Genomic DNA, 24574 nt, shown 5'->3' on the forward strand with positions numbered 1-24574 from the left:
CGGTCCGTCGAGGTCAGAATGCTCGCCGGCATGACCGAGACCGAGCAGTCAGACGCGTTCCGGATCCTGCAGAGCATGATCCATTCCCTGCGCGACGGCAACGACGGCTCATAGCCCGTTCCCCGGCACACGTCTCGTCGCGCCCGGACAGGAGTGCGGGCGACCTCGAGAACCGACGGACCCCGACTACACCCTCTTCCGTGATGAGCCTCTTTGGCGAGGGGTCCGGGGTCGGCCGTGATGTCAGGGGCGATGTGCGGTCCGGAGAATGGCCTCCATGTCTTCCAGGGCGGCCAGAGTGTCGGGCAAGGGGGCGTTCCCAAGAAGCAGCCGGTGACGGATCGTCGTGCTGGATCCGGACCTGGAGGAGACCTGGCGCCGCATCATCCGCCCGCAACCCCGGCACCAGAGAGGGCATGCTCAAAGCCCTCTCCGCCACCGGTGGAGTCATCACCTTGGCAGGCCTGGTCCTGGCGGCCACGTTCGCGGTCCTCGCCACACTTCCGCTGGTGATGCTGATCGAGGTCGGGTTCCTGGTCGCCTTCGGCGTGCTGCTCGACGCCCTGCTGGTGCGGTCGGTCCTGGTGCCCGCCCTCACCTTGCTGATCGGCCGCCGGATCTGGTGGCCGAGCCGGCCGTCCCGTCCAGCGGCAAAGCTGCCGGACGGTCAACAGCCGCTCGCCGACGACGAGGAGCCCGCGCTGCAACGGTGAGCGCGGCGGCACGGACGAGATCCGAGACGGGGACCCAGGCCCGTCCCGGACTTTTCTCATGGGCCCGACAGTCGCCGCCCTTGATCCTGCGCCACACGCCGGGGCTGGGGTCGGCGCACCGCGGTGTCCAGCCCCGACGGTGAGCCGCGCGGGGCCGTGCCCGAGGGCCGCCGTCCTTTGTCCTGCGCCGCGCCGCCGGGGCGGGTCAGCGCGCCGCGGCGTCCTCCCCGGCGGTGAGCCGCGCGATCGGGGCGGGCGGGGCCGCGGCCGGAAGGTCGACCCGAAGCAGTGCGCCACCGCGTGCGGAGCGGGCGACGGTGGCCCGGCCGCCGTGGGCGTCGACGACCCGCTGCACGATCGACAGCCCCAGACCGGATCCCGGCAACGCCCGGGCGCTGTCGGCACGGTAGAACCGGTCGAACACCCGCGGTACGTCGGCGGCGTCGATGCCCGGTCCGGCGTCGTCGACCTCGAGCACCGCCGACGCGTCCTCGGCACGGAGCCGGACCTGGACCGGCTGGTCCGCGGGGGACCACTTGCCGGCGTTGTCGATGAGGTTGAGCACCGCCCGCTCGAGCGCAGCGGGACGCCCGCTCACCCACACGGAGGTCACGTTGAGCACGACCTCGATGTCGGGCACGCGGGAACGCGCCCGGGTCGCGGCGGCCACCACCACGTCGGCGAGGTCGAGCACCTCGGTGCTCTCGTCGCTGACGTCACCGCGCGCCAGGTCGGTCAGCTCGGCGACAAGGGTGCCCAACTCGGCCACCTGGGCGCCGAGATCGTTGAGCAGCCGGGTCCGGCTCTCCGCTGGCAGTGCGCTGTCCAGGGTGCCGCGCCGATCGAGCCGGATCAGCAGCTCGGCGTTGAGGCGCAGGCTGGTGAGCGGGGTCTTGAGCTCGTGGGCGGCGTCCTCGGCGAGCAGTCGCTGGGCCCGCCGGGAGTCCCGGAGCGCGGCGAGCATGTCGTTGATCGACTGGATCAGCCGCCGGATCTCCCCGCCGCCCTCATCCGGGATGTCGGCGTCGAGATCCCGGGTGTGCGCGACACGTACCGCGGCGGCGGTCAGCCGGTCGATCGGTGCCAGCCCGGTCCGTGCCACGGTCCGCCCGACAAGGGTGCCGCCGGCCACGCAGAGCAGCCCGATCAGCAGCATGCCGAACCCGAACTGGTTGATCGGGCTGTCGTCGGCGACCTGGGCCACCTGGACCGCGCCGTCGCCTGCCCGCAGCGTGTAGATGAGGTAGCCGTCCTCGTCGCTGTCGTTGGACTCCATCAGGTCGGCCGACGCGCCCTGCGCCACGCGCCCGGCGTGCTCGCTGACGGGGGGCAGCGCGGGTTGGCCGGCCGGCGTCCGGGTCGAGCCGTCGGGCAGGATGACCCGCACCAGGCGACCGGATCCGGGATACGGCGGTAGCCGGACCTGCGCCAGACCGGCGCGCTGCGCGTTCGTCGCCAGGACGCGGGAGTCGGCGCGCAGCTGATTCTCGGTGGTGTCCCGCAGCTCCCAGTCCAGTAGCTCGCTGGCCACCTGGAAGGCCACGAACACGCTGACCGCGATGGCCGTCGCCGCGATCACCGTCAGCCTGGTCCGCAGGGACCGCCGGCGCCACCATCGGGTCAGCCGGCGGGGTTCCCGGCCGGCGGGCCTGCTCACGGAGGAGTCTCCCGCAGCACGTAACCCAGGCCGCGCAGCGTGTAGATCAATCGCGGCTCACCCTCGGCCTCCATCTTACGGCGCAGGTAGCTCACGTATACCTGGAGGTTGTTGGCGGTGGCGCTCATGTCGAAGCCCCAGATCGCCTCGAACAGCGCGTCGCGGGTCAAGACCCGGGTCGCGTTGCTCATGAGGACCTGCAGGAGGGAGAACTCGGTCCGGGTCAGGCGCAGCGGCCGCCCGCCCCGCCACGCCTCGAACCTGTCGGGATCGAGCCGGACGTCGGCGAACGACAGGATCTGCGACTCCCCGTCGGTCGGCGCGCGCCGGCGCAGCAGGGCCCGCACCCGGGCCAGCAACTCCTCGGTGGCGAACGGCTTGGGCAGGTAGTCGTCGGCGCCCGCGTCCAGCCCCGTGACCCGGTCGGAGACCTGGTCACGGGCGGTCAGCATCAGCACTGGCAGATCCCGACCCGCGGCCCGTAACCGCTGGCAGGTCTCCAACCCGCCGAGGCGGGGCATCATCACGTCGAGGATCAGCAGATCCAGCGTGTCGCCGCTGGCCCCACCGACCCCGTCGAGCACGGCGAGACCGTTGGCGACGGTGCTGGTGTCGTAACCCTCGACCTGGAGCACCCGCTCCAGCGAGTCACGGATGGCCGCTTCATCATCCGCGATCATGATCCGCACGTCGGCCCCGCCCCCTTCCAGTCGATGTTTTTGCCGCTCATTGTCCCCGATCAACCTGAGGCCAGGATTAGAGCGTCGCTGGGGATCGCGCTCTGATGCCGGCGGCCGGCCTGGGGTGAACCGCACTCGTGGCATTTGAGGCCGGAGCCCGGTCAGTACAGCAGGCGCTATCCGTTCCGGGGTGAGTGCACCCCCATCGGTCGGCCCGCCTGCTTGATCGTGGCGCAGGGCCGCAGTTCCTAGCGTGGTGGTCATGTCAGGGCAGTGGCCTGAACGAACGCAAGGAGTCCGTGACTGATGAAGACCAGACCTGTCTCCCGTGTGGTGACCACGACATTGGCGACCACGCTGGCCGGTATCGCCCTGGCTGATGTACTCCGGCTTTCGTGGAGTCGCTTTGGTTGACTTGCATGCCTCCGCCCCCTTGGAGAGGTCGGCATGTCGAAGAGATATCCCCCTGAGTTTCGTCGTAAGGTCCTGGACCTGTTGAAGGCCGGTCGAACGGGGCGACGAGAGCCATATGCGACAGCGTCGGCCGTCGAGCATCCGTCCGGCCTCTGCATCGCGACGGTTTAAGGACGGGTTCTAACGTTCGTTTCAGGTTCGCTCGGTAGGAAGTAGGCATCCAAATAAGCGATGCAACCCGTATGTAGGAGGCTAGTGATGGCAGTCGACGCAGCGCCGTCAGGGAAAGCGCCGCCCGGGCGGTTGAGGTTCGGGGCGGCCACCATGGTGCTGGCGACGGCGTTCGCTGTCGTCGCCTGCGGGTCGGACGCCGACAACAGTGCGGCGCCCGCCGCGACCGGATCGCACGGCGCGCACGCGAGCGGGTCGTCGGCTCCACCGCAGCCGCTGCGCGCCGGCGAGCGGTTCGTCGACCTGAAGATGGCCGAGGCATACACGCCCGCGCCGCCGGAGGGCGGCACGGACGAGTACCGGTGCCAGATGATCGATCCGGGGCTGACCAAGGCGGCGTTCCTGACCGGGACCCAGTTCACGCCGGAGAACGTCGCCATCGCACACCACGCCATCGTGTACGCGGTGCCGCCGGGCGGCGCTGCCGCGGTGCGCGAGAAGGACGCGAAGACCCCCGGCCTCGGCTGGCAGTGTTTCGGCGGGACCGGCGTGGACGGCGCCGAGGTGGAAGAAGGGGAAGCGGCGTGGGTGGACACCTGGGCGCCGGGCGCCGAGGAGACGCTGCTCGACCAGGACGCCGGCTACAAGCTGGAGCCGGGCGGCCTGCTCGTCCTCCAGATCCACTACAACCTGCTCGCGACCGACGGCAAGTCGGCCGGGTCGGACCGCTCGGCGGTGCGGTTGCGGCTGACGGACGGCACGCCGCAGACCCGGGAACTCGAGACGTGGTCGCTCGACGCGCCGACCGACCTGCCCTGCGCCGCCGACGAGTCGGGTCCGCTCTGTGACCGGGCGGCCTCGATCGCGGACGTGACGAAGCGGTTCGGGCCGGATGTCGGCGAGATGGCGGACCGTCAGGTGGAGGAGTGCAACCAGGGCGGCGCGCCGAAGCCCGGTGACACCCAGACCTGCGACCACAAGGTGGAGGCGCCGATGACGCTGTTCGCCGGTTTCGGCCACATGCACATGCTCGGGCGGGCCATGAAGGTCGAACTCAACCCGGGCACGCCGAAGGCCAAGGTCGTGCTGGACGTGCCGCAGTTCGACTTCGACAACCAGCGGCTGATGAAGCTGCCGTCGCCGGTGGAGATCGGCCCGGGAGACACCCTGCGGGTGACGTGCACGCACGACGCGGGGCTGCGCAAACGCCTGCCGCACCTGAGCAAGCTGCCGCCGCGCTACGTGGTGTGGGGCGACGGCACCAGCGACGAGATGTGCATTGGCATCATGGCGGTCTCCCCCCGCAAGTCCTGACGAGGCGTCGAACGTGTGTGAGCTCACTGAGGTCAACAAGCCGAAAAACAGCTCTGAGTTCACACATGTCCGCACTGAACTCACACCCGTGCGGCGTCGTGGCGGTCGGACGGGCGGTGACGTGGGCGGCTGACCCGGCAGCGGAGCGGTCGATCACCTGCTCGGACGCTCCATGAAGGTCGAGGTCAACCCCGCCCCCACCGATGCCCACACCATTCTCGACGTGCCGTCGTTCAACTTCGACGACCAGAAATACGAGCAGTTGGGCACTCTCTTCGTCCTCAAGGCCGGAGACAACCTCCGGGTCACCTGCACCCACGACGCCGGGCTGCGCAAACTCCTGCCGCAGCTGAAAAAACTCCCGCTGCGATACGTCGTGTGGGGTGACGGCACCAGCGACGAAATGTGCACCGGGATTCTCGTCGCCACACCTGCGACATGAAAGGCGACTTCTCTTGTCCCCCACGCCCTCCCCCGGCGAAACAACGCCACGGGCCGATGCGCCACTACGGACACCGATCTGGGCGCTCCTGCCGCTACGCGTCTTCCTCGGCGGCACATTCCTCTATGCAGGCCTCTCCAAAATCCTCGACACCCACTACCTGGACCACACCTCACCCCTTGGCGTCCACGCTCAGATGCTGCACGCCGCGACAACCTCCCCGATCGGCCCGCTGGTGTCATTCGCGGCCGAACACCCGACCGTCACCGGCCTGGTTATCGCCTTCGGCGAGGTCGCTGTCGGGCTGGGTACTCTGCTCGGGCTGTTCACCCACATCGCCGCACTCGGCGGGTTTCTCCTCGCGCTGAGCTTCTTCCTCACCGTGAGCTGGACGACCCGCCCGTACTATTTCGGCGCCGACATCGTCTTCGCAGCCGCCTGGACCCCGCTGCTGGTTGCCGGCGACGCAGGCCTGTTCTCCACGACGGCCCGCCTGCGCGCCGCGATACGCCGTCGTCGCCAGCCGAACTCCACCCCAGGCGACGTCAAGCGACGCATTTTGCTCTGGGGCGGCCTGATCACCGCGACGACCGCCGCCCTCGGCGGCGGCGTCATCGCCCTTACCCGTCGCACCACCACCAACCCGAAACCAAGCCAGCCAACAGACCCAGGAACGAACTCCCCGACAGTGATCGCTGCGGTCTCTGCCGTCGCCGTCGGTTCGTCGACAAGCTTCACCACACCGAACGGTTCCGCCGCATACCTGTTACGCCCCTCGACCGACACCTTCATGGCATTCCTCGCCACCTGCACACACCAGGGCTGCCCCATCACGCCCGCAGGCTCCGGCTTCCGCTGCCCATGCCACGGCTCCACTTTCGACGGCAACGGCCAAGTCACCGGCGGGCCGGCAACAAAACCCCTGATCAACGTGCCAGTGCAAGTCGTCGACGGGCAGGTCACCACCGCATAACCGGACCCAAGCCCGGTGTCAAGCGTCCCAAAGGGATGGCGCCGGAAATACCGTCGAAGTTGAGCGATGGCCGCAGCGGCGAGACCGACAAGTCCAGAGTCCGGCTGCGCCTCACCGACGGCACCGCCGCCACCAAACCGCTGGCAACACCGGTGGTGCAGGCTCCGATCGAACTACCTTGCGCCACGACGAATCCGGCCCGCTGTGCGACCGGGCCGCTGCCGTCGCCGATGTCACCAAACGCTTCGGCGCCGAGGTCGCCGAACCCCTCCGTGTCAGGCTCAAGTGAGACAAAAAGGAACTAAATTCCTTAACTGGCATGAGTAGGGCGAGAATGGATATCGAGCACAGTGACCATGACCAGCCACGACCTTCAGCGCGGTAACGGCCCCCGAGGCGACCGGCCCAAGCGGAGGCACTTCTCGGCGGAGTACAAGTTGCGGATCGTCGCGGAGTACGAGGCCGCCCCGGCGGGGACAAGGGCGCGGTACTGCGCCGGGAAGGCCTGTATGACTCCAGCGTCCAACTGTGGCGGCGCCAACGGGACAACGGTGAGCTGACCTCGAACCCGGCCACCTCGCCACGCGTCCGCAAGACGCCCGAGTAACTGGAGTTGGAGCGGCTGCGCAAGGAGAACGCGGCGCTGACCAGGCAGAAGGCCAAGGCCGAGAAGAAGCTCGCCCAGCATCGGGCTGCCCTTGAGGCGGGCGCCGACCCGGCGCTCGTCGCTGGATGGATCCAGGAAGAGCTTGTCCGCAAGACCGCGGCCGAGCAACGCCTCGGCCGCGCGCACGTACTGCCTCAGAGGCGGATGGGGCGTGATGAGCTGGCGGAGATCACGCACAGGCTTGGAGACATGGTGCGAGTTCTCTCGAATGCCGACCCGATCCGGAAGGCCAAGATCTACGCGAACATCGGACTGCGGCTGATCTACCACCCGTCAAAACAGAAAGTCCTGGTCACGTCTACACATGACCAGGACCCCATAGGTGACCGGTTTGTGTCCGAGGGGGGACTTGAACCCCCATGCCCCGCAAAGGGCACTAGCACCTCAAGCTAGCGCGTCTGCCTATTCCGCCACCCGGACGTGGTGCCTGCACGTGGGACCGTCATCCCGCGTCGGCGGACTTAGGTTAGCAAACTCTTGAGCCGCCGTCATATCGGTAAGAGGGCAGGTGCGGGCGGGGTGCCGGGAAGGGGCGCTCGGCGGCAGGATGGGAGACGGAAGCCGTACCGAAACCCCAAGGAGTCCACCATGACGGCGATCAACGCTGAGGACGAGGTCGTCGGGCTGTGCCGCGACCTGATCAGGATCGACTCGACCAACGCGGGCGACAATTCGGGGCCCGGTGAGCGTGCCGCCGCCGAGTACGTGGCCGAGAAGCTGGCGGAGGTCGGGCTGGAGCCGAAGATCCTGGAGTCGGACAGCCGCAGGGCCAACGTGATCGCCCGCATCGCGGGGGAGGACTCCTCCCGTGACGCCCTGCTGCTCCACGGCCACCTGGACGTCGTCCCCTTCAACGCCGCCGACTGGACCCAGCACCCGCTCAGCGGCGAGATCGCCGACGGCTGCGTCTGGGGGCGCGGAGCGGTCGACATGAAGAACATGGACGCGATGATCCTCGCGGTGGTGCGGCAGCGGCTCGCCGAGGGGCGCAGGCCGCCGAGGGACGTGGTGCTGGCCTTCACCGCCGACGAGGAGGCGGGGGGCAAGTACGGCGCCCAGTGGCTCGCCGAGGAGCACAAGGACCTGTTCGACGGGTGCTCGGAGGCGATCGGCGAGGTGGGCGGGTTCAGCGTCTCCATCGACGAGGCGCGCAGGCTCTACCTGATCGAGGCCGCCGAGAAGGGCATCGCCTGGATGCGCCTGACCGCCACCGGCAGGGCCGGGCACGGCTCGATGCTCAACGCGGAGAACGCGGTCACCGAGCTGGCCGAGGCGGTGGGCCGCATCGGCCGGTACGAGTGGCCGGTCCGGATGACGCGGACGGTGAGGACGTTCCTTGAGGAGACCTCCAGGGTCCTGGAGCTGGAACTCGACCTGGACGACGCGGAGAAGACCGTCGCCAAGCTGGGGCCGCTCGCCCGGATGATCGGCGCCACGCTGCGCAACACCACCAATCCCACGATGCTGGAGGCGGGCTACAAGGCCAACGTGATCCCCCAGACCGCGACCGCGCACGTGGACGGCCGCTTCCTGCCGGGATACGAGGACGAGTTCTTCGAGACGCTCGACGAGCTGCTCGGCCCCAACGTGACCAGGGAGTTCGTCTACCACGACATCGCCATCGAGACCGGCTTCGACGGGCCGCTGGTGCGCGCGATGGCCGACGCGCTCCTCGCCGAGGACCCGGGCGCGCTGGCCGTGCCCTACACGCTGTCGGGGGGCACGGACCTCAAGGCGTTCAGCAGGCTGGGCATGCGGGGATTCGGCTTCGCGCCGCTGCGGCTCCCCGCCGACCTGGACTTCTCCGGGATGTTCCATGGCATCGATGAGAGGGTTCCGGTGGATTCGCTCCGGTTCGGGGTCCGGGTCCTTGACCGTTTCCTGGACGGCTGCTGAGCCTTTACCGGGAAAACCGTTGAGTTGACTCGGTGTGGTGCTACCGTAACTCTCCGTTGAGGGATGGTCCGCGTCCAAGCGGGCCCGTCCAGGAGTTTGGGGAGGTCACGTGGCACGCGTGCCGCACGAGCAGTGGAGGGCGTCATCGCCCGCTGTTCGACGCGCGCCCGTGACTCCTCCCGTCGACGACACGATCCCCGGCCGGGCTGACCGGATGGCGCGGTTCGCGGCCGGCACTCGGTGGGGTTTCATGCGAGCCCTCGCCATCGGCGGTCTCCTGGCCGTCGCATGGCTGCTCGCGGTCGTCTTCGGGCTCCTCGGCGCCGCTCCCGCGGTCGCGGACGCCACCGCGACGACAGGAGAGGCCCGCTCCCAGACCCCTCACACAGCTCACACCGCCGCCTCCGGACCGGCCCTCGGGGCCGGTGTCTTCCCCACGGTCGGCGGCGGGCCTTCGGCGACGGAAAACGCCGAGGCCATGGCGGGGCGAGGTGTGGACGGGCTCACCAGCCAGTCCCAGCCGGAGTTCCCGGCGCCCGCCCCCGTCGAGCACGGCTCTGGCGCGAACGGATTCGTGCCCCAGAGCGGTAGTGGATCCGGCACCCCAGGGCCGGGTCCGGGGGATGTCGCGTGGTTCGCCTACGACCCGCGGCCGACGACGCAGCGTGTCCCGCCCGCGTTCGTGCTTCCCCCTGTCGTCCGCACAGCGGCGGACGACCCTTCTTTCTCTCCTGACTGATCGCGTCTCGCGGACCGGCCCATCCCCTTTCTGGTGATCCGCCGGTCGCGGAGCCTGCCTTCATCCTCCGTCCCCAGGAGAACCGCTCCGTTCGGTGAGCGATCAGCAGGCCGAAGAAAAGGCAATTGCCATTCCTCGTGACGGCCCTCGGGGCCTCCGCTGTGCGGGCCTTTCCGGCCCTCCCATGGCCTCGCACACCCTCACGAGGGTCAGGTCCCCCCCGAAATGCTAGGAGCTTCAATAATGCGTACGTGGGTTACGGGTACGGCCCCCGCGGCACTGCTCGCACTGGGCGTCATGGCGATGGGCGGCGGTACGGCCTTCGCCGACACCGACGGTGACCATTCGATCGGCGGCGGCAACCAGGTCAACCTCCCGATCACCCTGCCGATCGACATCAGCGGCAACTCCGCCGCCGTGGCCGGGGAGTCGTCCGCCTCCTCGGAGGGCGGCGCCGCCGTCGAGAGCGACGGCGGCGGTGCGGGCGCCGGTGGCAACCGCACATCCGGCCGGGGTTCGGTGCTGGGCGGCAACCAGGTCGTCGCCCCCATCACCGCACCCGTCAACGCCTGTGGCAACGCGGTGTCGGTCTTCGGCCGCTCCGAGGCGGGCTGCCGTGGCGGCTCCTCGGTGCGGAACGAGGGCGGGAGCGGCGGCGGGGCCGGCGGCAACCGTACGAACGGCGACCACAGCATCGGCGGCGGCAACCAGGTGGTCGCGCCGATCACCGCGCCGATCAACGCCTGCGGCAACTCCTTCGCGATCTTCGGCGGGGCGACCGCCGGGTGCCGGGGCGGTGCCTCGGTGAGCGGCCAGGGCGGTGCCGGTGGAGCCGGTGGCAACCGCACGTCCGGCCGGGGGTCCGTGCTGGGCGGCAACCAGGTCGTCGCGCCGATCACCGCGCCGATCAACATCTGCGGCAACGCGGTCGCCGTCGTCGGCGAGGCCTTCTCCGGTTGCGAGGGCGGCGCCGAGGTCGGCGGCGGCACGCCCGGTGGCCCGGGTGGCCCGGGAGGTCCCGGTGGCCCGAGGAACCCTGGCGGTCCTGGCCACCCTGGCGGTCCCGGTCACCCCGGTGGGCCTGGGCACCCCGGCGGTCCTGGACACCCGGGTGGTCCGGGATGGCCGGGTAAGCCTGACGGTCACGGCGGACCCGGCCACGGCGACCACGGGAAGGGGCCGCGTCCCGGTGGCGGCTGGGACCACGGCCCGCGTCCGGGTGGCCACGGCGACGACTGGGAGCGCGGTCCCCGTCCCGGGGGCTACGGCCGGCCGGGGAACGACACCGACGGGCGCTTCGGCGCCGGTAGCGGCAACCAGGTGGTCGCGCCGATCACCGCCCCCGCCGAGGTCTGCGGCAACAGCGTCGGCAACGGCCCGGCGGGCTGCCCGGGAGGGGCGTCGGCCGGGACGGGCCGGGGTGGCGGTGCGGGTGGCGCCGGTGGCAACGTCACGTCCGGCCGGGGTTCGGTGCTGGGCGGTAACCAGGTGGTGGCGCCGATCACCGCGCCGATCAACGTCTGCGGCAACGCGGTGGCCGTCCTGGGCGGGGCGTTCGCCGGTTGCCAGGGTGGCGCGTCCGTCGTGGGCGGTGGCGCCGGCGCGGGCGGCAACGTCACGTCCGGCCGGGGTTCGGTGCTGGGCGGTAACCAGGTGGTGGCGCCGATCACCGCGCCGATCAACGTCTGCGGCAACGCCGTCGGCGTGCTCGGCCAGGCCGCGGCCGGGTGCAGGGGTGGCGCCTCGGTCTCGGGCGGTGCGGGCGCGGGTACGGGTGCCGGTGGCAACCGCACCTCGGGCCGGGGTTCGGTGCTGGGCGGTAACCAGGTGGTGGCGCCGATCACCGCGCCGATCAACATCTGCGGCAACGCCGTGGCGGTTCTGGGCGACGCCGCCGCGGGCTGCCTCGGAGGCTCCCGCGTCGGCGGCCCGTCCGGGCGTCCGGGCGGCGGCCAGTGGGGTGGCCCCGGTGGCCACGGCGGCCCTGGTGGGCACGGTGGGCACGGCGGTTACGGCAAGGGCCACGGTGACTGGGACTCCAAGCCCGGCAAGCACAGGACGAGCGGTCTGCTGCCCGCGTTCCCGGCCGTCCCGGCTCTCGGCGGCGCGGCCGGACAGGCGTCCGCCTCCGGCATGTCGTCGACGACCGCGGACCGGTCGCGCTTCCCTGCCGCCGAGAGGCTGCCCGAGTTCCCCGCCGCCCCCGCCGTTCCCGCGGCGCCCGCGAGCGAGGTGGGCGACCGGGCCACGAAGGCCGGAAAGGGCTCGCTGTCGGCTCCCGTCGCCGACCTGACCTCCTCGACCCCGGCCGGAGCCCTGCCGGTCGGTGACCTGGGCCTGATGAGCGCGGCCCAGCCCGTCGGCGTGACCGGGATGAACGTCGGTTCTCTGGTCACTCTCCTGGTCGGTGCGCTGGCCGCGGCTGCCGCGACGGTCTTCGGCACCACCCGCCGGATCCGTTTCGGCAAGAAGTAGGGGAACGGGAAGCAAGGCGAGAAGTAAGACATTAGTAACCCATTGGACATGCTTTCCCAGAGCCGCTGAGGAAGGCGCCTGAACGCCTCGAAGGCGGCGAGACAGGACGACCGCGCCCTCGTGGCGCGGCGTCCGCTCGGCCTGCGAGGCACCGAAGCTTTGCCCGTTCCGGGGGCGCGGCCCGGAGCGGGCAAAGCCATGTCCGGAGTCACCCGGAGTCACATCGTCCTGGTCACACGTATTATCTTTCGGCGCAGTCGAACGTCTCGGCGGCCGTCGGGATACAGTCGCAGGCGGTCGAGCTCCCAGTCGCCGTATTCTGCATGTTCGGTCAGTATCCGCCGGGCTGCGTCCCGGGATGTGCCACGCGGAAGGTGGAGGACCAAGTAGGAGTAGTCGAGCACAGCGATTAGTCTCCGAGGGTGAGCTGGGGGACGTCGACACTCATAGGGCTTTATTCTGCGTCCTTGCGGCTTCCCTTGGGAGTGTTCCCGGTCGAGACCGGGTAACCCGAGGGGAAGAAAACGGGGAACGAATGCGAACAGCGAGGTAGGAAGCAGCGTGCCAGCCAAGAACGGCAACGCCGGTGGAACCCGCCTGGTGATCGTCGAGTCGCCTTCCAAGGCGAAGACCATCGCCGGGTACCTCGGCCGCGGCTACGTCGTGGAGTCCAGCATCGGACATATTCGCGATCTCCCTGAGAAGGCCGACGACATCCCCGAGAAGTACAAGGGGGAGTCCTGGGCACGCCTCGGTGTCAACGTGGATCACGAGTTCGAGCCGCTCTATGTCGTCAACCACGACAAGAAGGCGCAGGTGAGCAAGCTCAAGCAGCTGCTCAAGGACGCCGACGAACTCTATCTCGCCACCGACGAGGATCGCGAGGGCGAGGCGATCGCCTGGCACCTTCGTGAGGTGCTCAATCCCAAGGTGCCGGTCCACCGCATGGTGTTCCACGAGATCACTCCCCGGGCGATCCAGGAGGCGGTGGCCAACCCCCGCGCCCTGAACCTGAGGCTGGTCGACGCCCAGGAGACCCGGCGCATCCTCGACCGCCTCTACGGCTACGAGGTCAGCCCGGTCCTGTGGAAGAAGGTCAAGCCCCGCCTGTCCGCCGGGCGGGTGCAGTCCGTGGCGACCCGGCTCGTCGTGGAGCGCGAGCGCGAGCGCCTCGCGTTCACCAGCGCGAGTTACTGGGACCTGCAGGCACTGCTCGACACCGGCCGCGACGAGATCCCGCACGAGTTCACCGCCATGCTGACCGGCGTGGACGGCAAGCGCGTCGCCCAGGGCCGTGACTTCGCGAGCAACGGCACCCTCAAGAGCGCCGACGTGCTCCACCTGGACGAGCAGGCGGCCCGTGCCCTGGCCGGGCGCCTCGCCGGCGTCTCGTACAAGGTCAAGTCCGTCGAGCGCAAGCCGTACACCCGCAAGCCGTACGCGCCGTTCAGGACGACCACGCTGCAGCAGGAGGCGAGCCGCAAGCTGGGCTTCTCCGCGAAGTCGACCATGCAGGTCGCCCAGCGCCTGTACGAGAACGGCTTCATCACCTACATGCGAACCGACAGCATCACGCTGTCGGAGACCGCCGTCGCGGCGGCCCGCAGCCAGGCGATCAAGCTGTACGGCGCGGCGTACGTGCCCGACAAGCCGCGCGTGTACGCGAGCAAGGTCAAGAACGCGCAGGAGGCGCACGAGGCGATCCGTCCCTCGGGCGAGGAGTTCCGCACGCCGGGCGAGACCGGGCTGAGCGGTGACATGTTCCGCCTGTACGAGCTGATCTGGCAGCGGACCGTGGCCTCCCAGATGAAGGACGCGGTCGGCGAGTCGGTCACCGTCAAGGTGAACGGCACGTCGAGCTCGGGCGAGCTGGCCGAGTTCACCGCCTCCGGCCGGACGATCACCTTCCACGGCTTCCTGAAGGCCTACGTCGAGGGCGCCGACGACCCGTCCACCGACCGGGACGACTCCGAGAAGCGCCTGCCGAACCTCACCGAGAACGACCCGCTCACCGCGTCCGCGCTCAACGTGCTGGCGCACGCGACCAAGCCGCCCGCGCGATACACCGAGGCGTCGCTGATCAAGGAGCTGGAGGACCGGGAGATCGGCCGCCCGTCGACGTACGCGTCGATCATCGGGACGATCCTGGACCGCGGTTACGTCTTCAAGAAGGGCACGGCCCTGGTGCCGTCCTTCCTGGCGTTCGCGGTGGTGAACCTGCTGGAGCGGCACTTCGGAAACCTCGTCGACTACGACTTCACCGCCGACATGGAGAAGGTCCTCGACGACATCGCGAACGACCGGGCGGAGCGGGTGCCCGAGCTGCGCCGGTTCTACTTCGGCGCGGAGGGCGACGAGGGCCTGAAGGAGCTGGTCACCGACCTCGGTGAGATCGACGCCAAGGAGATCAGCTCGTTCCCCATCAGGGGCACCGACATCATGATCCGGGTGGGTCGCTACGGTCCGTACCTGGACCGCGACGGCGCCCGGGTGAACGTGCCGGAGGACCTCGCGCCCGACGAGCTCACCGCCGAGATGGCCGAGGAGCTGTTCTCCCGTCCGACGGGTGACAGGGAGCTGGGCAAGGACCCGGTGACCGGGCACGTGATCGTGGCCAAGGACGGCCGCTACGGCCCGTACGTCACCGAGATCCTTCCCGAGGAGGCGCCGCCGGCCGACGGCGCCAAGAAGAAGACCAAGAAGGCCGACGCCGTCAAGCCGCGCACCGGCTCGCTGCTGAAGTCGATGTCCCTGGACACCGTCACCCTGGAAGACGCCCTGAAGCTCCTCTCGCTGCCCCGCGTGCTCGGGGTGATCGACGACCAGGAGGTCACCGCCCAGAACGGCAGATTCGGCCCGTACGTCAAGAAGGGCACCGACTCGCGCTCGCTGGCGTCCGAGGAGGAGATGTTCACGATCACCCTTGAGCGGGCCAAGGAGTTGTTCGCCCAGCCCAAGGCGAGGGGCAGGCAGGCCGCGGCGGCGCCCCCGTTGCGCGAGCTGGGCGAGGATCCCGTCTCCAAGAAGCCGATCGTGGTGAAGGAGGGGCGGTTCGGGCCGTACGTCACCGACGGCGAGACCAACGCCTCCCTGCGCAAGGGTGACGAGGTCGAGCAGATCACGACCGAGCGCGCCGCCGAGCTCCTCGCCGACCGTCGCGCCCGCGGCCCGGCGCCCAAGCGTCCCCGCACCACCCGTGCCAAGGCGAAGGCCTGACGTCCCGTTTCCAGGGTTTCGGGAGCTTCCAGGCACCTGGAAGCTTCGGGTCGTTGGAGCCCTCAGGCACCTGAGCTTCCGGGTTTTCGGGAGCTTCGGGGCTCCTGAGCCTCGGGAATCCGGACTTCTGGATTCCTGGGCTTTGGGGAGCCTGCGGGCTCCCGGGTTTCGGGGGCTCGCGGGCTTTTAGGGGCTTCCTGGCTTTTGAGCTTCCGGGCACCGGAACCCTTCTGGGTTTCTGAACTTCCGGCTTCCGGGAACGCATTCGTCGGCCCGGGCGTTCTTCGGAGCGCACCGGGAACGGCCGGTGGGCGCGGGAGGGGCGAGTGACGGTTGTGGGTTTCGTGTCGCTGGTCATCTGCGCGATCACGCTGGTCCACTTCTACCTGTGGCGTCGCCTGATCGGCTCGACCACGAGGCCCGGCCGGACCCGCCGGGTGCTGACGTGGGCTCTCGTCGCCCTGGCCGTGCTCGCCCCGGTGACGTTGGTCGCCTCCCGCAGTGAGTGGGGCCATTTCCTGGCCTGGCCGGGGTTCTTCTGGATCGCGGTGATGTTCTACCTCTTCGTGTTCCTGGTGATCCTGGAGATTCCCAGGAGCGTGGCCCTGCTGGTCCTGAGATGGACGGAGCGGCGGGCGGAGGGCCGCCCGGTTCCGCCGGACGCGACCGACGCTCGGGGGAAGCGGACCGCGTTCATGGCCGCCCAGCCGGTGCCCGCCGCCCGGTCGGTGCCCGCCGTTCGGCCCGATGTCGCCGACCGGTCCGATGCCGACGGTCGGTCCGGGTTCGAGGCGGGGTCCGGGAGGAGGGCCGAGGCGAGTTCGAAGCCGGGGACCGAGATCGGTGGCGTGATCGTCGTTCCGGGTGCCGGGGACGCGCGGCGCGACGGAGGGTTCCCAGGAGGGCCGTACGGCCCGGCAGGGATGAGCAGGAGGCTGTTCATCGCCCGTACGGCGGCGGTCGCCGCCGGGGCGGGGGCGCTGGGAACGGTCGGGTTCGGGGTGAGGACGGCTCTCGGCGACCCGGTGATCGAACCGGTCAAGGTCGTCCTGCCCAGACTGGATCCGCGCCTGAGCGGCCTGCGGTTCGCGGTGGTGAGCGACATCCACCTGGGGCCGCTCACCGGCACGGAACACGCCCGTCGCCTCGTCCGCATGATCAACTCACTGGAGGCCGACGTGGTCGCCGTCGTCGGTGACCTGGTCGACGGTACGGTGGCCGAACTCGGCTCGCTGGCCGTGCCGCTGAAGGACCTCGAATCCCGCTACGGCGCCTACTTCGTCACCGGCAACCACGAGTACTACACCGCCAACGGTCCGCAGGAGTGGATCGAGGAGTTGCGCGGGCTCGGCATCCGCCCTCTCGGCAACGAGCGCGTCGAGATCGCCCACCGGGGGGCCGTTCTCGACCTCGCCGGGGTCAACGATCTCGGCGGTGTCGTCTCGGGTGACGGTCCCGACTTCGAGCGGGCGCTGGGCGGTCGTGACCGTTCCCGGTCCACCGTCCTGCTCGCCCACCAGCCGGTCCAGGCCGTCCAGGCGGCGACGTACGGCGTGGACCTCCAGCTGTCCGGGCACACGCACGGAGGCCAGATGGTCCCGTTCAACCTGGTCATCCCGATGCAGCAACCGGTCGTCTCCGGCCTCGGCGAGGTGGACGGCACCCAGGTCTACGTGACGCGGGGCGCGGGCTTCTGGGGGCCGCCGGTCCGGGTGGGCGCACCGCCCGAGATCACTCTTCTGGAAGTCCGGAACGAGTGACCCCGGACACCCGGTCTTGGGCACACCTTTCAGGAAGTCCGCGGTGAGCACCCGGGGAACTCGGACAGGAGTGCTCCTCCGGGAGTCCGTGGCGAGCACCTACGGAAATTCCAGCGGAGAAATCTTTGGGAGCTCCAACGGCAGCACCTCTGGAAACAGTCGTACCGAGCGCCTCTTTTCGCGGGTGTGACCTGCGGGGGGCGGTGCCGGCGTATTACCCTCGTGCGACGGGCAGCCGGGTATTTCCGCCTGGCTCGTGTTTTCCCAAGCCCAGCGAGCATCTGGATACGCTGACACTATGACCACCCTTGGCCGGAGCACCGCGCGACGCAAGACCCCCCACGTGCTGGCCAACGCCCCGTTCCGCAAGCTGTGGACGGCGATGTCGGTATGCAGCCTGGGAGACTGGCTCAACCTCCTCGCGCTGACCGCCCTGGCGGGCAATCTCACCGCGGCGTCGGGCTACCAGGTTCAGAGCCTGGCCATCGGCGGCGTCTTCGTGGCGAAGATGCTTCCGGCCATCCTGCTGGGGCCGCTCGCGGGGGCGTTCGCCGACCGGTTCGACCGGCGGCTGACGATGTTCTTCTGCGATCTCCTGCGCTTCGCGCTGGTGCTGTCGATCCCGCTGGTCGGCAGCTACCAGTGGGTGATCATCGCAACGTTCCTGGTCGAGTGCGTCAACCTCTTCTGGGTTCCGGCCAAGGACGCCACGGTGCCCAACCTGGTGCCCAAGGAGCGGCTGGAGGAGGCCAACCAGCTCAACCTCCTGGTCACGTACGGCACGGCGCCCGTCGCCGCGCTGCTGTTCGCGCTGCTTTCCGTCGCCGACGACGTCCTGGGCAGGCTGGTGCCGTTCCTCGCCCAGCGCGAGACCTACCTGGCGCTGTTCATCAATGCGCTCGCCTACCTGGTCTCCGCCGTCATCATCTTCTCGCTCAAGGACATCCCGAAGAGCGGAGCGCGGGCCACCTCCACGCCGTCGGTGCTGCGGCAGATCTTCGAGGGCTGGCGGTTCGTCGGCGGCAACCGGCTGATCCGCGGTCTGATCATCGGCATGTTGGGCGCGTTCGCCGCCGGTGGCGCGGTGGTCGGGGTGGCCAAGATCTACGTGGAGGCGCTGGGCGGCGGTGACGCGGCGTACGGCGTGGTCTTCGGCGCGGTCTTCGTCGGTATGGCCTCCGGTATGTTCTTCGGGCCCAGGCTGCTGAGGGAGCTGTCGCGGCGGAGGTTGTTCGGCCTGTCGATCGTGGTGGCGGGGCTCGTCCTCGTCGCGGTCGCCCTCGTCCACAACCTGGTGATCGTCGTCCTGCTGACCGTGCTGCTCGGCGCGTGCGCGGGAATCGCCTGGATCATCGGCTACACCATGATCGGGCTGGAGGTGGACGACAGCCTGCGGGGCCGTACGTTCTCCTTCCTGCAGTCGCTGGCCCGGGTGACCCTGCTGCTGGTCGTCGCGGTCGCGCCGACCCTGGCGGGCCTGTTCGGCGAACGCCAGATCAGGGTCGGCCTGGAGCCGGTCTACCGGTTCGACGGCTCGAACCTGGTCCTGCTGGTCGGCGGGCTGCTCGCGGTGATCGTCGGGATCGTCGCGCTGCGGCAGATGGACGACCGCAGGGGCGTCTCGATCGTCGCCGACCTGTTCGCCGCGGTGCGCGGGGAGCGCTTCGCCCCCGAGAGCGCCGAGCAGGGGCGCGGGATGTTCATCGCGTTCGAGGGGGGTGAGGGGTCGGGGAAGACCACCCAGTCCAGGTTGCTCGCGATCTGGCTGCGCGACCAGGGCTTCGACGTCGTGCAGACCCGTGAGCCCGGCTCGACCAAGGTGGGGATGCGGCTGCGGGCGATCCTGCTCGACGCCGTGCACCAGGGACTGTCGGCGAGGTCCGAGGCGCTGCTGTACGCGGCGGACCGGGCCGAGCACGTGGAGAAGGTCATCCGCCCGGCGCTGTACCGGGGTTCGATGGTGATCTCCGATCGCTACGTCGACTCGTCGCTCGCCTACCAGGGCGCGGGCCGTGCCCTGGACACCGAGGACGTCACGATGATCAACAATTGGGCCACCGGGGGGCTCGTTCCCGATCTCACCGTGCTCATCGACACCCCGCCTTCGGTGGGGCTGGCCCGGCTGGGCGGGGCCGCCGACCGCATCGAGTCGGAGCCTCTGGAGTTTCACGAGCGCGTCCGCCGTGAGTTCCGGGCACTGGCCGCCGCCGAGCCCGACCGCTACCTGGTCGTCGACGGGACCCTGCCCCAGAACCAGATCTCCTCGATCGTCCACGACCGGATCCGCGAGATCCTGCCCGACCCGGTGCCGCAGGAGTCGGAGGACGTCACCGGGACGATGCCCGCGATCCGCGACTGAGCCCGCGTCCCCGGCGGTAGGTTGGGGGCGTGGGAGTCTTTGACGATCTTGTGGGGCAGGAGCGGGCCGCCGCGACGCTCCGCCGGGCGGCGGCGGCCGGGGCCGATCTGCTGGCCGGGGGGCGCGGCGCCGGGATGACCCACGCGTGGTTGTTCACCGGGCCGCCCGGATCCGGTCGTGAGGAGGCCGCGCGGGCGTTCACCGCCGCGCTGTTCTGCCCGGACCAGGGGTGCGGCCACTGCGACATGTGCCACCAGGTGGCGGTCGGCTCCCACCCCGACCTGGAGATCGTCCGCCCGCAGGGGCTCTCGTACGGCATCAAGGACACCCGGCGGCTCATCCTGCGCGCGGCCGGGGCGCCGACGCTGGGCCGCTGGCGGGTCGTGCTGTTCGAGGACGCCGACCGGGCGACCGAGGGGGCGTCCAACGCGCTGCTCAAGGCCATCGAGGAGCCGCCGCCGAGGACGGTGTGGCTGCTCTGCGCGCCCTCCCCGGACGACATGATGATCACCATCAGGTCCCGGTGCCGGATCGTCACGCTCGTCACCCCGCCCACCGCGGCGGTCGCCCACGTGCTGGCCACCCGTGAGAACGTGCCGCCGGCGATGGCGGAGTTCGCGGCGAGGGCCGCCCAGGGGCATATCGACCGTGCCCGCAGGCTCGCCCTGGACGGGGACGCGCGGGCGCGCCGCGAGGCGGTGCTGTCCATCCCCCGGTCGCTGACCGGTGTCGGGGATTGCGTGATGGCCGCCGAGCGGCTGGTGAAGACCGCCGAGGACGAGGCCGCCGCGGTCACCGCGGTGCTGAACGAGTCGGAGATCACCGAGTTGCGGCAGGCCTACGGAGAGGGCTCCACGGGCAAGGGGCTCAACAGGGGCCTGATCCGCGGCGGCGCCGGGGCGCTCAAGGATCTTGAGGACCGCCAGAAGTCCCGGGCGACCCGTACCAAGCGCGACGTCATCGATGCCGCTTTGCTCGACCTGGTGGCGTTCTACCGCGATGTGCTGGCGGTGCAGTTCGGCGCGTACGTGGAGCTGGCGAGTGAGGACCGCCGCGCCGACCTGGACGAACTGGCCCGTGCCTCCACACCGGAAGACACCCTGCGCAGGATCGACGCGATCATGCGCTGCCGGAGGCGACTGGCGTCCAACGTCAGTCCGCAGATGGCGGTGGAGTCGATGACCATCTCGCTGCACCGGCCCGGGCTCTGAGCCTCGGCCGTCCCCGGACCGTACCGGATGGGGTTCGCCGCCCCCGAACCGGCTTAAACCAGCCCGAACCGGCTTAAACCGGCTTGAATCGGTCCTGAACCAGCTATGAACCGGCCCTGATCGTCGTACCGGGTCGATTCCGGACCGGTCTTATCCGGTTGTACGGGGCCGGCGGACCCGGCTGTGAGATCGCGCGGGGCTCGGGGTGCCGCTTTCAGGGACTCCGTCCACGGGGCCGGTTCCACGCCGCGAGGGCCCGATTACCGCCCGCCGTCCCCGGGGCGCGGATCGACGGCGCGATGCTCGCTCGTTCGTCGCGACACCCGGGCCGGGGCCGTTCGGGGAAGGCTCTGGCCGACATCGGACATTTTCCAGTTTTCCTGGTCGGTGACTGAATATCTGCTGGTAGGAGGGTAGTTGGTAACCCTCATCAAGTAGTCGCTATCCGTCTGTTTCCGATTAGGTGGAACCATTCATCGCTAAGTCACCTCAAAGTACGAGTACGGGTCGTTAAGATTAACCGGCAAAATAGGTTATTTCGTTATAAATCGGTGGACAGTGTCCTGCTCTATGGGGATGTGAGCAGCGAGGACCGGGGGACTCTTGGTGAGCATTGGGGCACGTTACGGCGGGATTCCGCCCGCGAAGGAGCGGGCCGTCACGAGCCGTGTGGGCGACGACGACACGCTGAGAATCGAGTGGCCGCAGCCGGTCCACGGGGCCGACGGGAACGATCCCGGGATCGTTCTGCGGCACGTGGAGACCGGCGAGGAATGCGAGGCCACGAATCTGAAGGCACTCTCCGCGGGCATCTGGACGGCGTCGCGAGGCGGTGAACCCATCGCCACCGACGACCCGGGATTCTCGCTCGATGGCCTGTGGGCCTACGCGGAGACCCCCAGAAACCGAGAGATCAGGGCGTTTCGCACCTCTGTCGGGACGCTGGCCCTGCGGGTCCGCGAGGTCGAGCCGTACGTCGAGGTGATCCGCGTGACCGCGGAGGATGGGGTGATCGAGGTCGAGGGCGCCGTCGCGTACGGTGAACCGATCCGGGGGGCGGCGAAACTCGTGGCGGTGGCCCGCCGGGGACCCGAGCCCGTGAGCGGGCCCGCGAACTTCCAGGGGCGGTGGTTCGACGGCGGGATCGAGATCGCGCCGATGGCCGAGGCGCAGGTACGGCGCCGGGTCTTCTGGGATCTCTACGCGGAGTTCTCCGGAACCCGTCTGCCGCTCGCGACTCGCCTTGATGACATAACGGATAAGAAGACCAAAATTCGGTTCCCGGCCCAGCGCGTGGGACAGGTGAGGGTCCGGCCGTACTACACCGATACCGACAGCCTCGCCGTCGCGCTCAGCGTCGAGGAGGAGAGCGCGTGAAGATCTCCTTTCTCATCCTCAACGCCTACGGCATGGGCGGAACCATCCGCGCCACCTTCGACCTGGCCACGGCGATGTCCGAGCGGCACGAGGTCGAGATCGTCAGCGTCTTCCAGCACACCGACGTCCCCTTCCTGCCGTTGGGCTCCCAGGTTCGCCTGCGGTCGCTGGTGGACCTGCGGGAGGGGGCCAGGGTCCGCTGGCCGTACACGAAGAAGGCCGAGCGGCTGAGCGCGCGGGAGAGCGCGCTGATCCACCCCGAGGAGCGCGCGTACGCCTCCTTCAGCGCCTGGAGCGACGAGGTTCTCGTTCGCGAGCTGCGCAGGCTCCGTAGCGACGTGCTGATCACCACCCGCGCGGGGCTCAACATCATGGCCGCGAGGTACGCGCGCAAACGGGTCATCACGATCGCCCAGGAGCACCTGCACTTCGAGGCACACCAGCCCGGGATCTTCGAGGAGATCCGGACGTGGTATCCGAAGCTCGACGCCGTGGTGACCCTCACCGAGGCCGACGAGCACGACTACCGGAAGATGCTCGACGGGGCGCCCACCCAGGTGTTCACCATCGGCAACGGGCTGCCCGGCGGCCCGCGTCCGCGCTCCCGGCAGGAGAACCGGATCGTGCTGGCCGCGGGCAGGCTGGTGCCGGTCAAGGGGTACGACCGCCTGCTGAAGGCGTTCGCCCGGGTGGCCAAGGAGCGCCCGGACTGGAAGCTGCGCATCTACGGCGAGGGCCGGGTCGGCGACAAGCTGATCAAGCAGTCCGTCAAGCTGCGCCTGCACAACAACGTCACGTTCATGGGATCCACGGGAGACATCGAGGGCGAGCTCGCCAAGGCCTCGATCCACGTGGTCAGCTCTCGTTTCGAGGGCTTCGGCATGACCATCATCGAGGCGTTCGCCTCCGGGGTGCCGGTGGTCAGTTTCGACTGCCCCCGCGGGCCTCGCGAGATCATCACGCCCGGGATCGACGGGCTGCTCGTCCCCGCGGACGACGTGGACGCCCTGGCCGCCGGGCTGATCCAGATGATCGACGACGAGGAGGGCCGCCGCCGGATGGCCGAGAACGCCCTCCAGACGGCCAGGAGCTACGACATCTCCATGATCGCCGACCGCTGGGAGAAGTCCTTCGCCGAACTCGGCCGCTGAGCCGAGCCCGCGCGCCGGGCGGAGCGCACCGGACGGGACACGTGGGCCGGAAGGGGGCCGCAGGCGGGGAGAGCGCGGACGGGGCGGAACTCGTGGGCCGGGCGAAGCAGCAGAAGGCCCGGCACGGCGTCTCTGTGATGTGGAAGTCGAACTGCTCTCCCACGGAGAGCCCCGCGCCGGGGACCACGTCGACATCGCGACGCTGTTCGCCGAACATCACCTCGGGCTGGTACGGCTGGCGCTGCTCATGGTGGGCGACCAGGCCACCGCCGAGGACGTCGTACAGGAGGCGTTCACCCGCACCCACGCGGGACGGCGCCGGCTGCGTGACCCGGACAGGGCGCTGACCTACATCCGTTCGGCGGTACTCAACGGGTCGCGGTCGGTGCTGCGCCGTCGCGCGGTCGCCTTCCGACGGGCCGCGCCGTACGAGCCGCCGGTCTGGTCCGCCGAGCACGCGGCGCTGCTCGGCGAGGAACGCCGCGAGGTGCTCGTGGCCCTGCGTGCGCTGCCCAGGCGGCAGCGGGAGGCGCTGACCCTCCGTCACTACCTGGACCTGTCCGACCAGGAGATCGCCGAGACCATGGGTGTCGCCGCCGGCACCGCCCGTTCCACCCTCGCGCGTGGGCTGGCCGCCCTCGCCCGGATGCTCAAGGAGGAGTCATGACCGACATCGAGAACCGCCTCCGCGACGCCCTCTCCACCGCCGCCGCGACCGCCGCGGACGTTCGCCCGCTCACCGTCCCCGCCCGCCGCCGCTCCAGGACTCCCTTCAGGGGCGCCGCCGTGGCCCTGGCCATCGCCGTGACGGCCTTCGGAGTCGTACGGCTCGACAATGCCTCCTCGCTGTCGAGGGAGAACATCGTCGCCATGGCGATGAGCGGCCCCGAGCAGTCGGGATACGCCGATGTGTCGGTCTTCCTCTGCAAACAGGACGACCCCATCCCCACGTGCGGCCATGCGACAACCGAGGACGAGAAGGCGGAGATCCGACGGACACTGGAGGCCAGGCCCGAGGTGGACAGGGTCCTTTTCGAGGATCGCCGGCAGGCGTTGGAGAAATTCCGGCGCCAAAACGCGGACGATCCCACGTTGCTGAAGGCGATAGCCGTCGAGGACATGCCGGAGTCCTTCCGAGCCTGGCTCAGGCCGGAGGCGGACTCCAAGGCCGTCGCCCGCGCCATGGGCGAACAGCCGGGGGTGTCCAACGCGATCGATACGCCCTGCATGCTGAGAAACGCGTCGCTGTGGTCGCTCGTCGAGTACGTCCTTCCGTGGTCGGAGCCGGAGCAGTGCTCGTTCCCGGCGTTCGAGGTGCCGGAGCCGAGCTGAGCCGGCGACGGGGGTACGGATGGGTCG

The 24574-nt window shown here is 69.7% G+C and carries 17 protein-coding genes, 1 tRNA gene and 1 pseudogene; 15 read left to right on the forward strand and 4 right to left on the reverse strand.

The genetic code is table 11. The features are described 5' to 3' along the window. Positions 1 to 401 precede the first annotated feature (401 nt). Positions 402 to 713 (forward strand): annotated as a pseudogene (locus ACFY3D_RS10745) (MMPL family transporter); the annotation flags it as partial. A 205-nt stretch (positions 714 to 918) separates the two neighbouring features. Here ACFY3D_RS10745 and ACFY3D_RS10750 read toward each other — a convergent pair. Next, positions 919 to 2370, reverse strand: coding sequence for an ATP-binding protein (locus tag ACFY3D_RS10750; RefSeq protein ID WP_389977580.1), 1452 nt, complete (start codon positions 2368 to 2370; stop codon positions 919 to 921). Continuing rightward, on the reverse strand, positions 2367 to 3059 hold the full coding sequence (locus ACFY3D_RS10755) for a response regulator transcription factor (RefSeq protein ID WP_389977583.1): 693 nt from the start codon (positions 3057 to 3059) through the stop codon (positions 2367 to 2369). The genes ACFY3D_RS10750 and ACFY3D_RS10755 overlap by 4 nt, the downstream gene beginning before the upstream one ends. Positions 3060 to 3722: 663 nt before the next feature. Here ACFY3D_RS10755 and ACFY3D_RS10760 point away from each other — a divergent pair. The 3 genes from ACFY3D_RS10760 to ACFY3D_RS10770 all read left to right on the forward strand — a co-directional run bounded on the left by ACFY3D_RS10760 (position 3723) and on the right by ACFY3D_RS10770 (position 6364). Beyond that, the gene (locus ACFY3D_RS10760) at positions 3723 to 4949 is read left to right on the forward strand and encodes a monooxygenase (RefSeq protein WP_389977586.1); all 1227 of its coding nucleotides are present in this window, start codon (positions 3723 to 3725) and stop codon (positions 4947 to 4949) included. 172 nt (positions 4950 to 5121) lie between these two features. Continuing rightward, positions 5122 to 5391, forward strand: coding sequence for a hypothetical protein (locus ACFY3D_RS10765; protein WP_389977589.1), 270 nt, complete (start codon positions 5122 to 5124; stop codon positions 5389 to 5391). Between the two features lie 13 nt (positions 5392 to 5404). Continuing rightward, complete coding sequence (locus ACFY3D_RS10770) at positions 5405 to 6364, forward strand: Rieske 2Fe-2S domain-containing protein (protein ID WP_389977592.1); 960 nt, start codon at positions 5405 to 5407, stop codon at positions 6362 to 6364. 1001 nt (positions 6365 to 7365) lie between these two features. Here ACFY3D_RS10770 and ACFY3D_RS10775 read toward each other — a convergent pair. Further along, positions 7366 to 7451: transfer RNA gene (locus tag ACFY3D_RS10775), tRNA-Leu, on the reverse strand. A gap of 168 nt (positions 7452 to 7619) precedes the next feature. Between ACFY3D_RS10775 and ACFY3D_RS10780 the strand changes: the two genes are divergently transcribed. The 3 genes from ACFY3D_RS10780 (at position 7620) to ACFY3D_RS10790 (ending at position 12141) form a co-directional block, all read left to right on the forward strand. After that, positions 7620 to 8927 carry a M20/M25/M40 family metallo-hydrolase gene (locus ACFY3D_RS10780; RefSeq protein ID WP_389977595.1) on the forward strand — a complete coding sequence of 436 codons (1308 nt, stop codon included), beginning with the start codon at positions 7620 to 7622 and terminating at the stop codon, positions 8925 to 8927. Positions 8928 to 9177: 250 nt separating this feature from the next. Continuing rightward, on the forward strand, positions 9178 to 9666 hold the full coding sequence (locus ACFY3D_RS10785; protein WP_389977598.1) for a hypothetical protein: 489 nt from the start codon (positions 9178 to 9180) through the stop codon (positions 9664 to 9666). Positions 9667 to 9909: 243 nt separating this feature from the next. Further along, entirely contained in the window at positions 9910 to 12141 is a 2232-nt protein-coding gene (locus tag ACFY3D_RS10790; protein WP_389977601.1) for a chaplin family protein, read from the forward strand. A 218-nt stretch (positions 12142 to 12359) separates the two neighbouring features. Here the strand turns inward: ACFY3D_RS10790 and ACFY3D_RS10795 are convergent, their stop codons facing one another. Then, on the reverse strand, positions 12360 to 12545 hold the full coding sequence (locus tag ACFY3D_RS10795; RefSeq protein ID WP_084195129.1) for a DUF5703 family protein: 186 nt from the start codon (positions 12543 to 12545) through the stop codon (positions 12360 to 12362). 157 nt (positions 12546 to 12702) lie between these two features. On the opposite strand from ACFY3D_RS10795, the gene topA reads away from it, so the two are divergent. The 8 genes from topA to ACFY3D_RS10835 all read left to right on the forward strand — a co-directional run bounded on the left by topA (position 12703) and on the right by ACFY3D_RS10835 (position 24547). Next, positions 12703 to 15357, forward strand: a complete 2655-nt coding sequence (gene topA, locus ACFY3D_RS10800) for a type I DNA topoisomerase (RefSeq protein WP_389977603.1) — start codon at positions 12703 to 12705, stop codon at positions 15355 to 15357. Between the two features lie 326 nt (positions 15358 to 15683). Continuing rightward, the gene (locus ACFY3D_RS10805; RefSeq protein ID WP_389977606.1) at positions 15684 to 17117 is read left to right on the forward strand and encodes a metallophosphoesterase; all 1434 of its coding nucleotides are present in this window, start codon (positions 15684 to 15686) and stop codon (positions 17115 to 17117) included. 298 nt (positions 17118 to 17415) lie between these two features. Beyond that, positions 17416 to 19476 (forward strand): dTMP kinase, encoded by a 2061-nt coding sequence (tmk, locus tag ACFY3D_RS10810; RefSeq protein WP_389977609.1) that lies wholly within the window; start codon positions 17416 to 17418, stop codon positions 19474 to 19476. A 29-nt stretch (positions 19477 to 19505) separates the two neighbouring features. Further along, the gene (locus ACFY3D_RS10815) at positions 19506 to 20687 is read left to right on the forward strand and encodes a DNA polymerase III subunit delta' (RefSeq protein WP_389977612.1); all 1182 of its coding nucleotides are present in this window, start codon (positions 19506 to 19508) and stop codon (positions 20685 to 20687) included. A 606-nt stretch (positions 20688 to 21293) separates the two neighbouring features. Beyond that, on the forward strand, positions 21294 to 22064 hold the full coding sequence (locus ACFY3D_RS10820) for a hypothetical protein (RefSeq protein ID WP_389977615.1): 771 nt from the start codon (positions 21294 to 21296) through the stop codon (positions 22062 to 22064). Continuing rightward, positions 22061 to 23215 (forward strand): glycosyltransferase family 4 protein, encoded by a 1155-nt coding sequence (locus ACFY3D_RS10825; RefSeq protein WP_389977618.1) that lies wholly within the window; start codon positions 22061 to 22063, stop codon positions 23213 to 23215. Before ACFY3D_RS10820 ends, ACFY3D_RS10825 begins: the two co-directional genes overlap by 4 nt. Before the next feature lie 139 nt (positions 23216 to 23354). Further along, positions 23355 to 23882, forward strand: a complete 528-nt coding sequence (locus tag ACFY3D_RS10830) for a SigE family RNA polymerase sigma factor (protein WP_389977621.1) — start codon at positions 23355 to 23357, stop codon at positions 23880 to 23882. Then, positions 23879 to 24547 carry a permease-like cell division protein FtsX gene (locus tag ACFY3D_RS10835; RefSeq protein WP_389977624.1) on the forward strand — a complete coding sequence of 223 codons (669 nt, stop codon included), beginning with the start codon at positions 23879 to 23881 and terminating at the stop codon, positions 24545 to 24547. The genes ACFY3D_RS10830 and ACFY3D_RS10835 overlap by 4 nt, the downstream gene beginning before the upstream one ends. Positions 24548 to 24574 lie beyond the last annotated feature (27 nt).

Source organism: Streptosporangium sp. NPDC000509 (assembly GCF_042898365.1).
In the GTDB taxonomy this organism is placed as follows: Bacteria; Actinomycetota; Actinomycetes; order Streptosporangiales; family Streptosporangiaceae; genus Streptosporangium.

Coding starts and splice junctions, on each gene's coding strand:
- ACFY3D_RS10760 (WP_389977586.1), top strand. CDS start 3,723: ATGGCAGTCGACGCAGCGCCGTCAGGGAAAGCGCCGCCCGGGCGGTTG.
- ACFY3D_RS10765 (WP_389977589.1), top strand. CDS start 5,122: ATGAAGGTCGAGGTCAACCCCGCCCCCACCGATGCCCACACCATTCTC.
- ACFY3D_RS10780 (WP_389977595.1), top strand. CDS start 7,620: ATGACGGCGATCAACGCTGAGGACGAGGTCGTCGGGCTGTGCCGCGAC.
- ACFY3D_RS10785 (WP_389977598.1), top strand. CDS start 9,178: ATGCGAGCCCTCGCCATCGGCGGTCTCCTGGCCGTCGCATGGCTGCTC.
- ACFY3D_RS10790 (WP_389977601.1), top strand. CDS start 9,910: ATGCGTACGTGGGTTACGGGTACGGCCCCCGCGGCACTGCTCGCACTG.
- tmk (WP_389977609.1), top strand. CDS start 17,416: ATGACCACCCTTGGCCGGAGCACCGCGCGACGCAAGACCCCCCACGTG.
- ACFY3D_RS10835 (WP_389977624.1), top strand. CDS start 23,879: ATGACCGACATCGAGAACCGCCTCCGCGACGCCCTCTCCACCGCCGCC.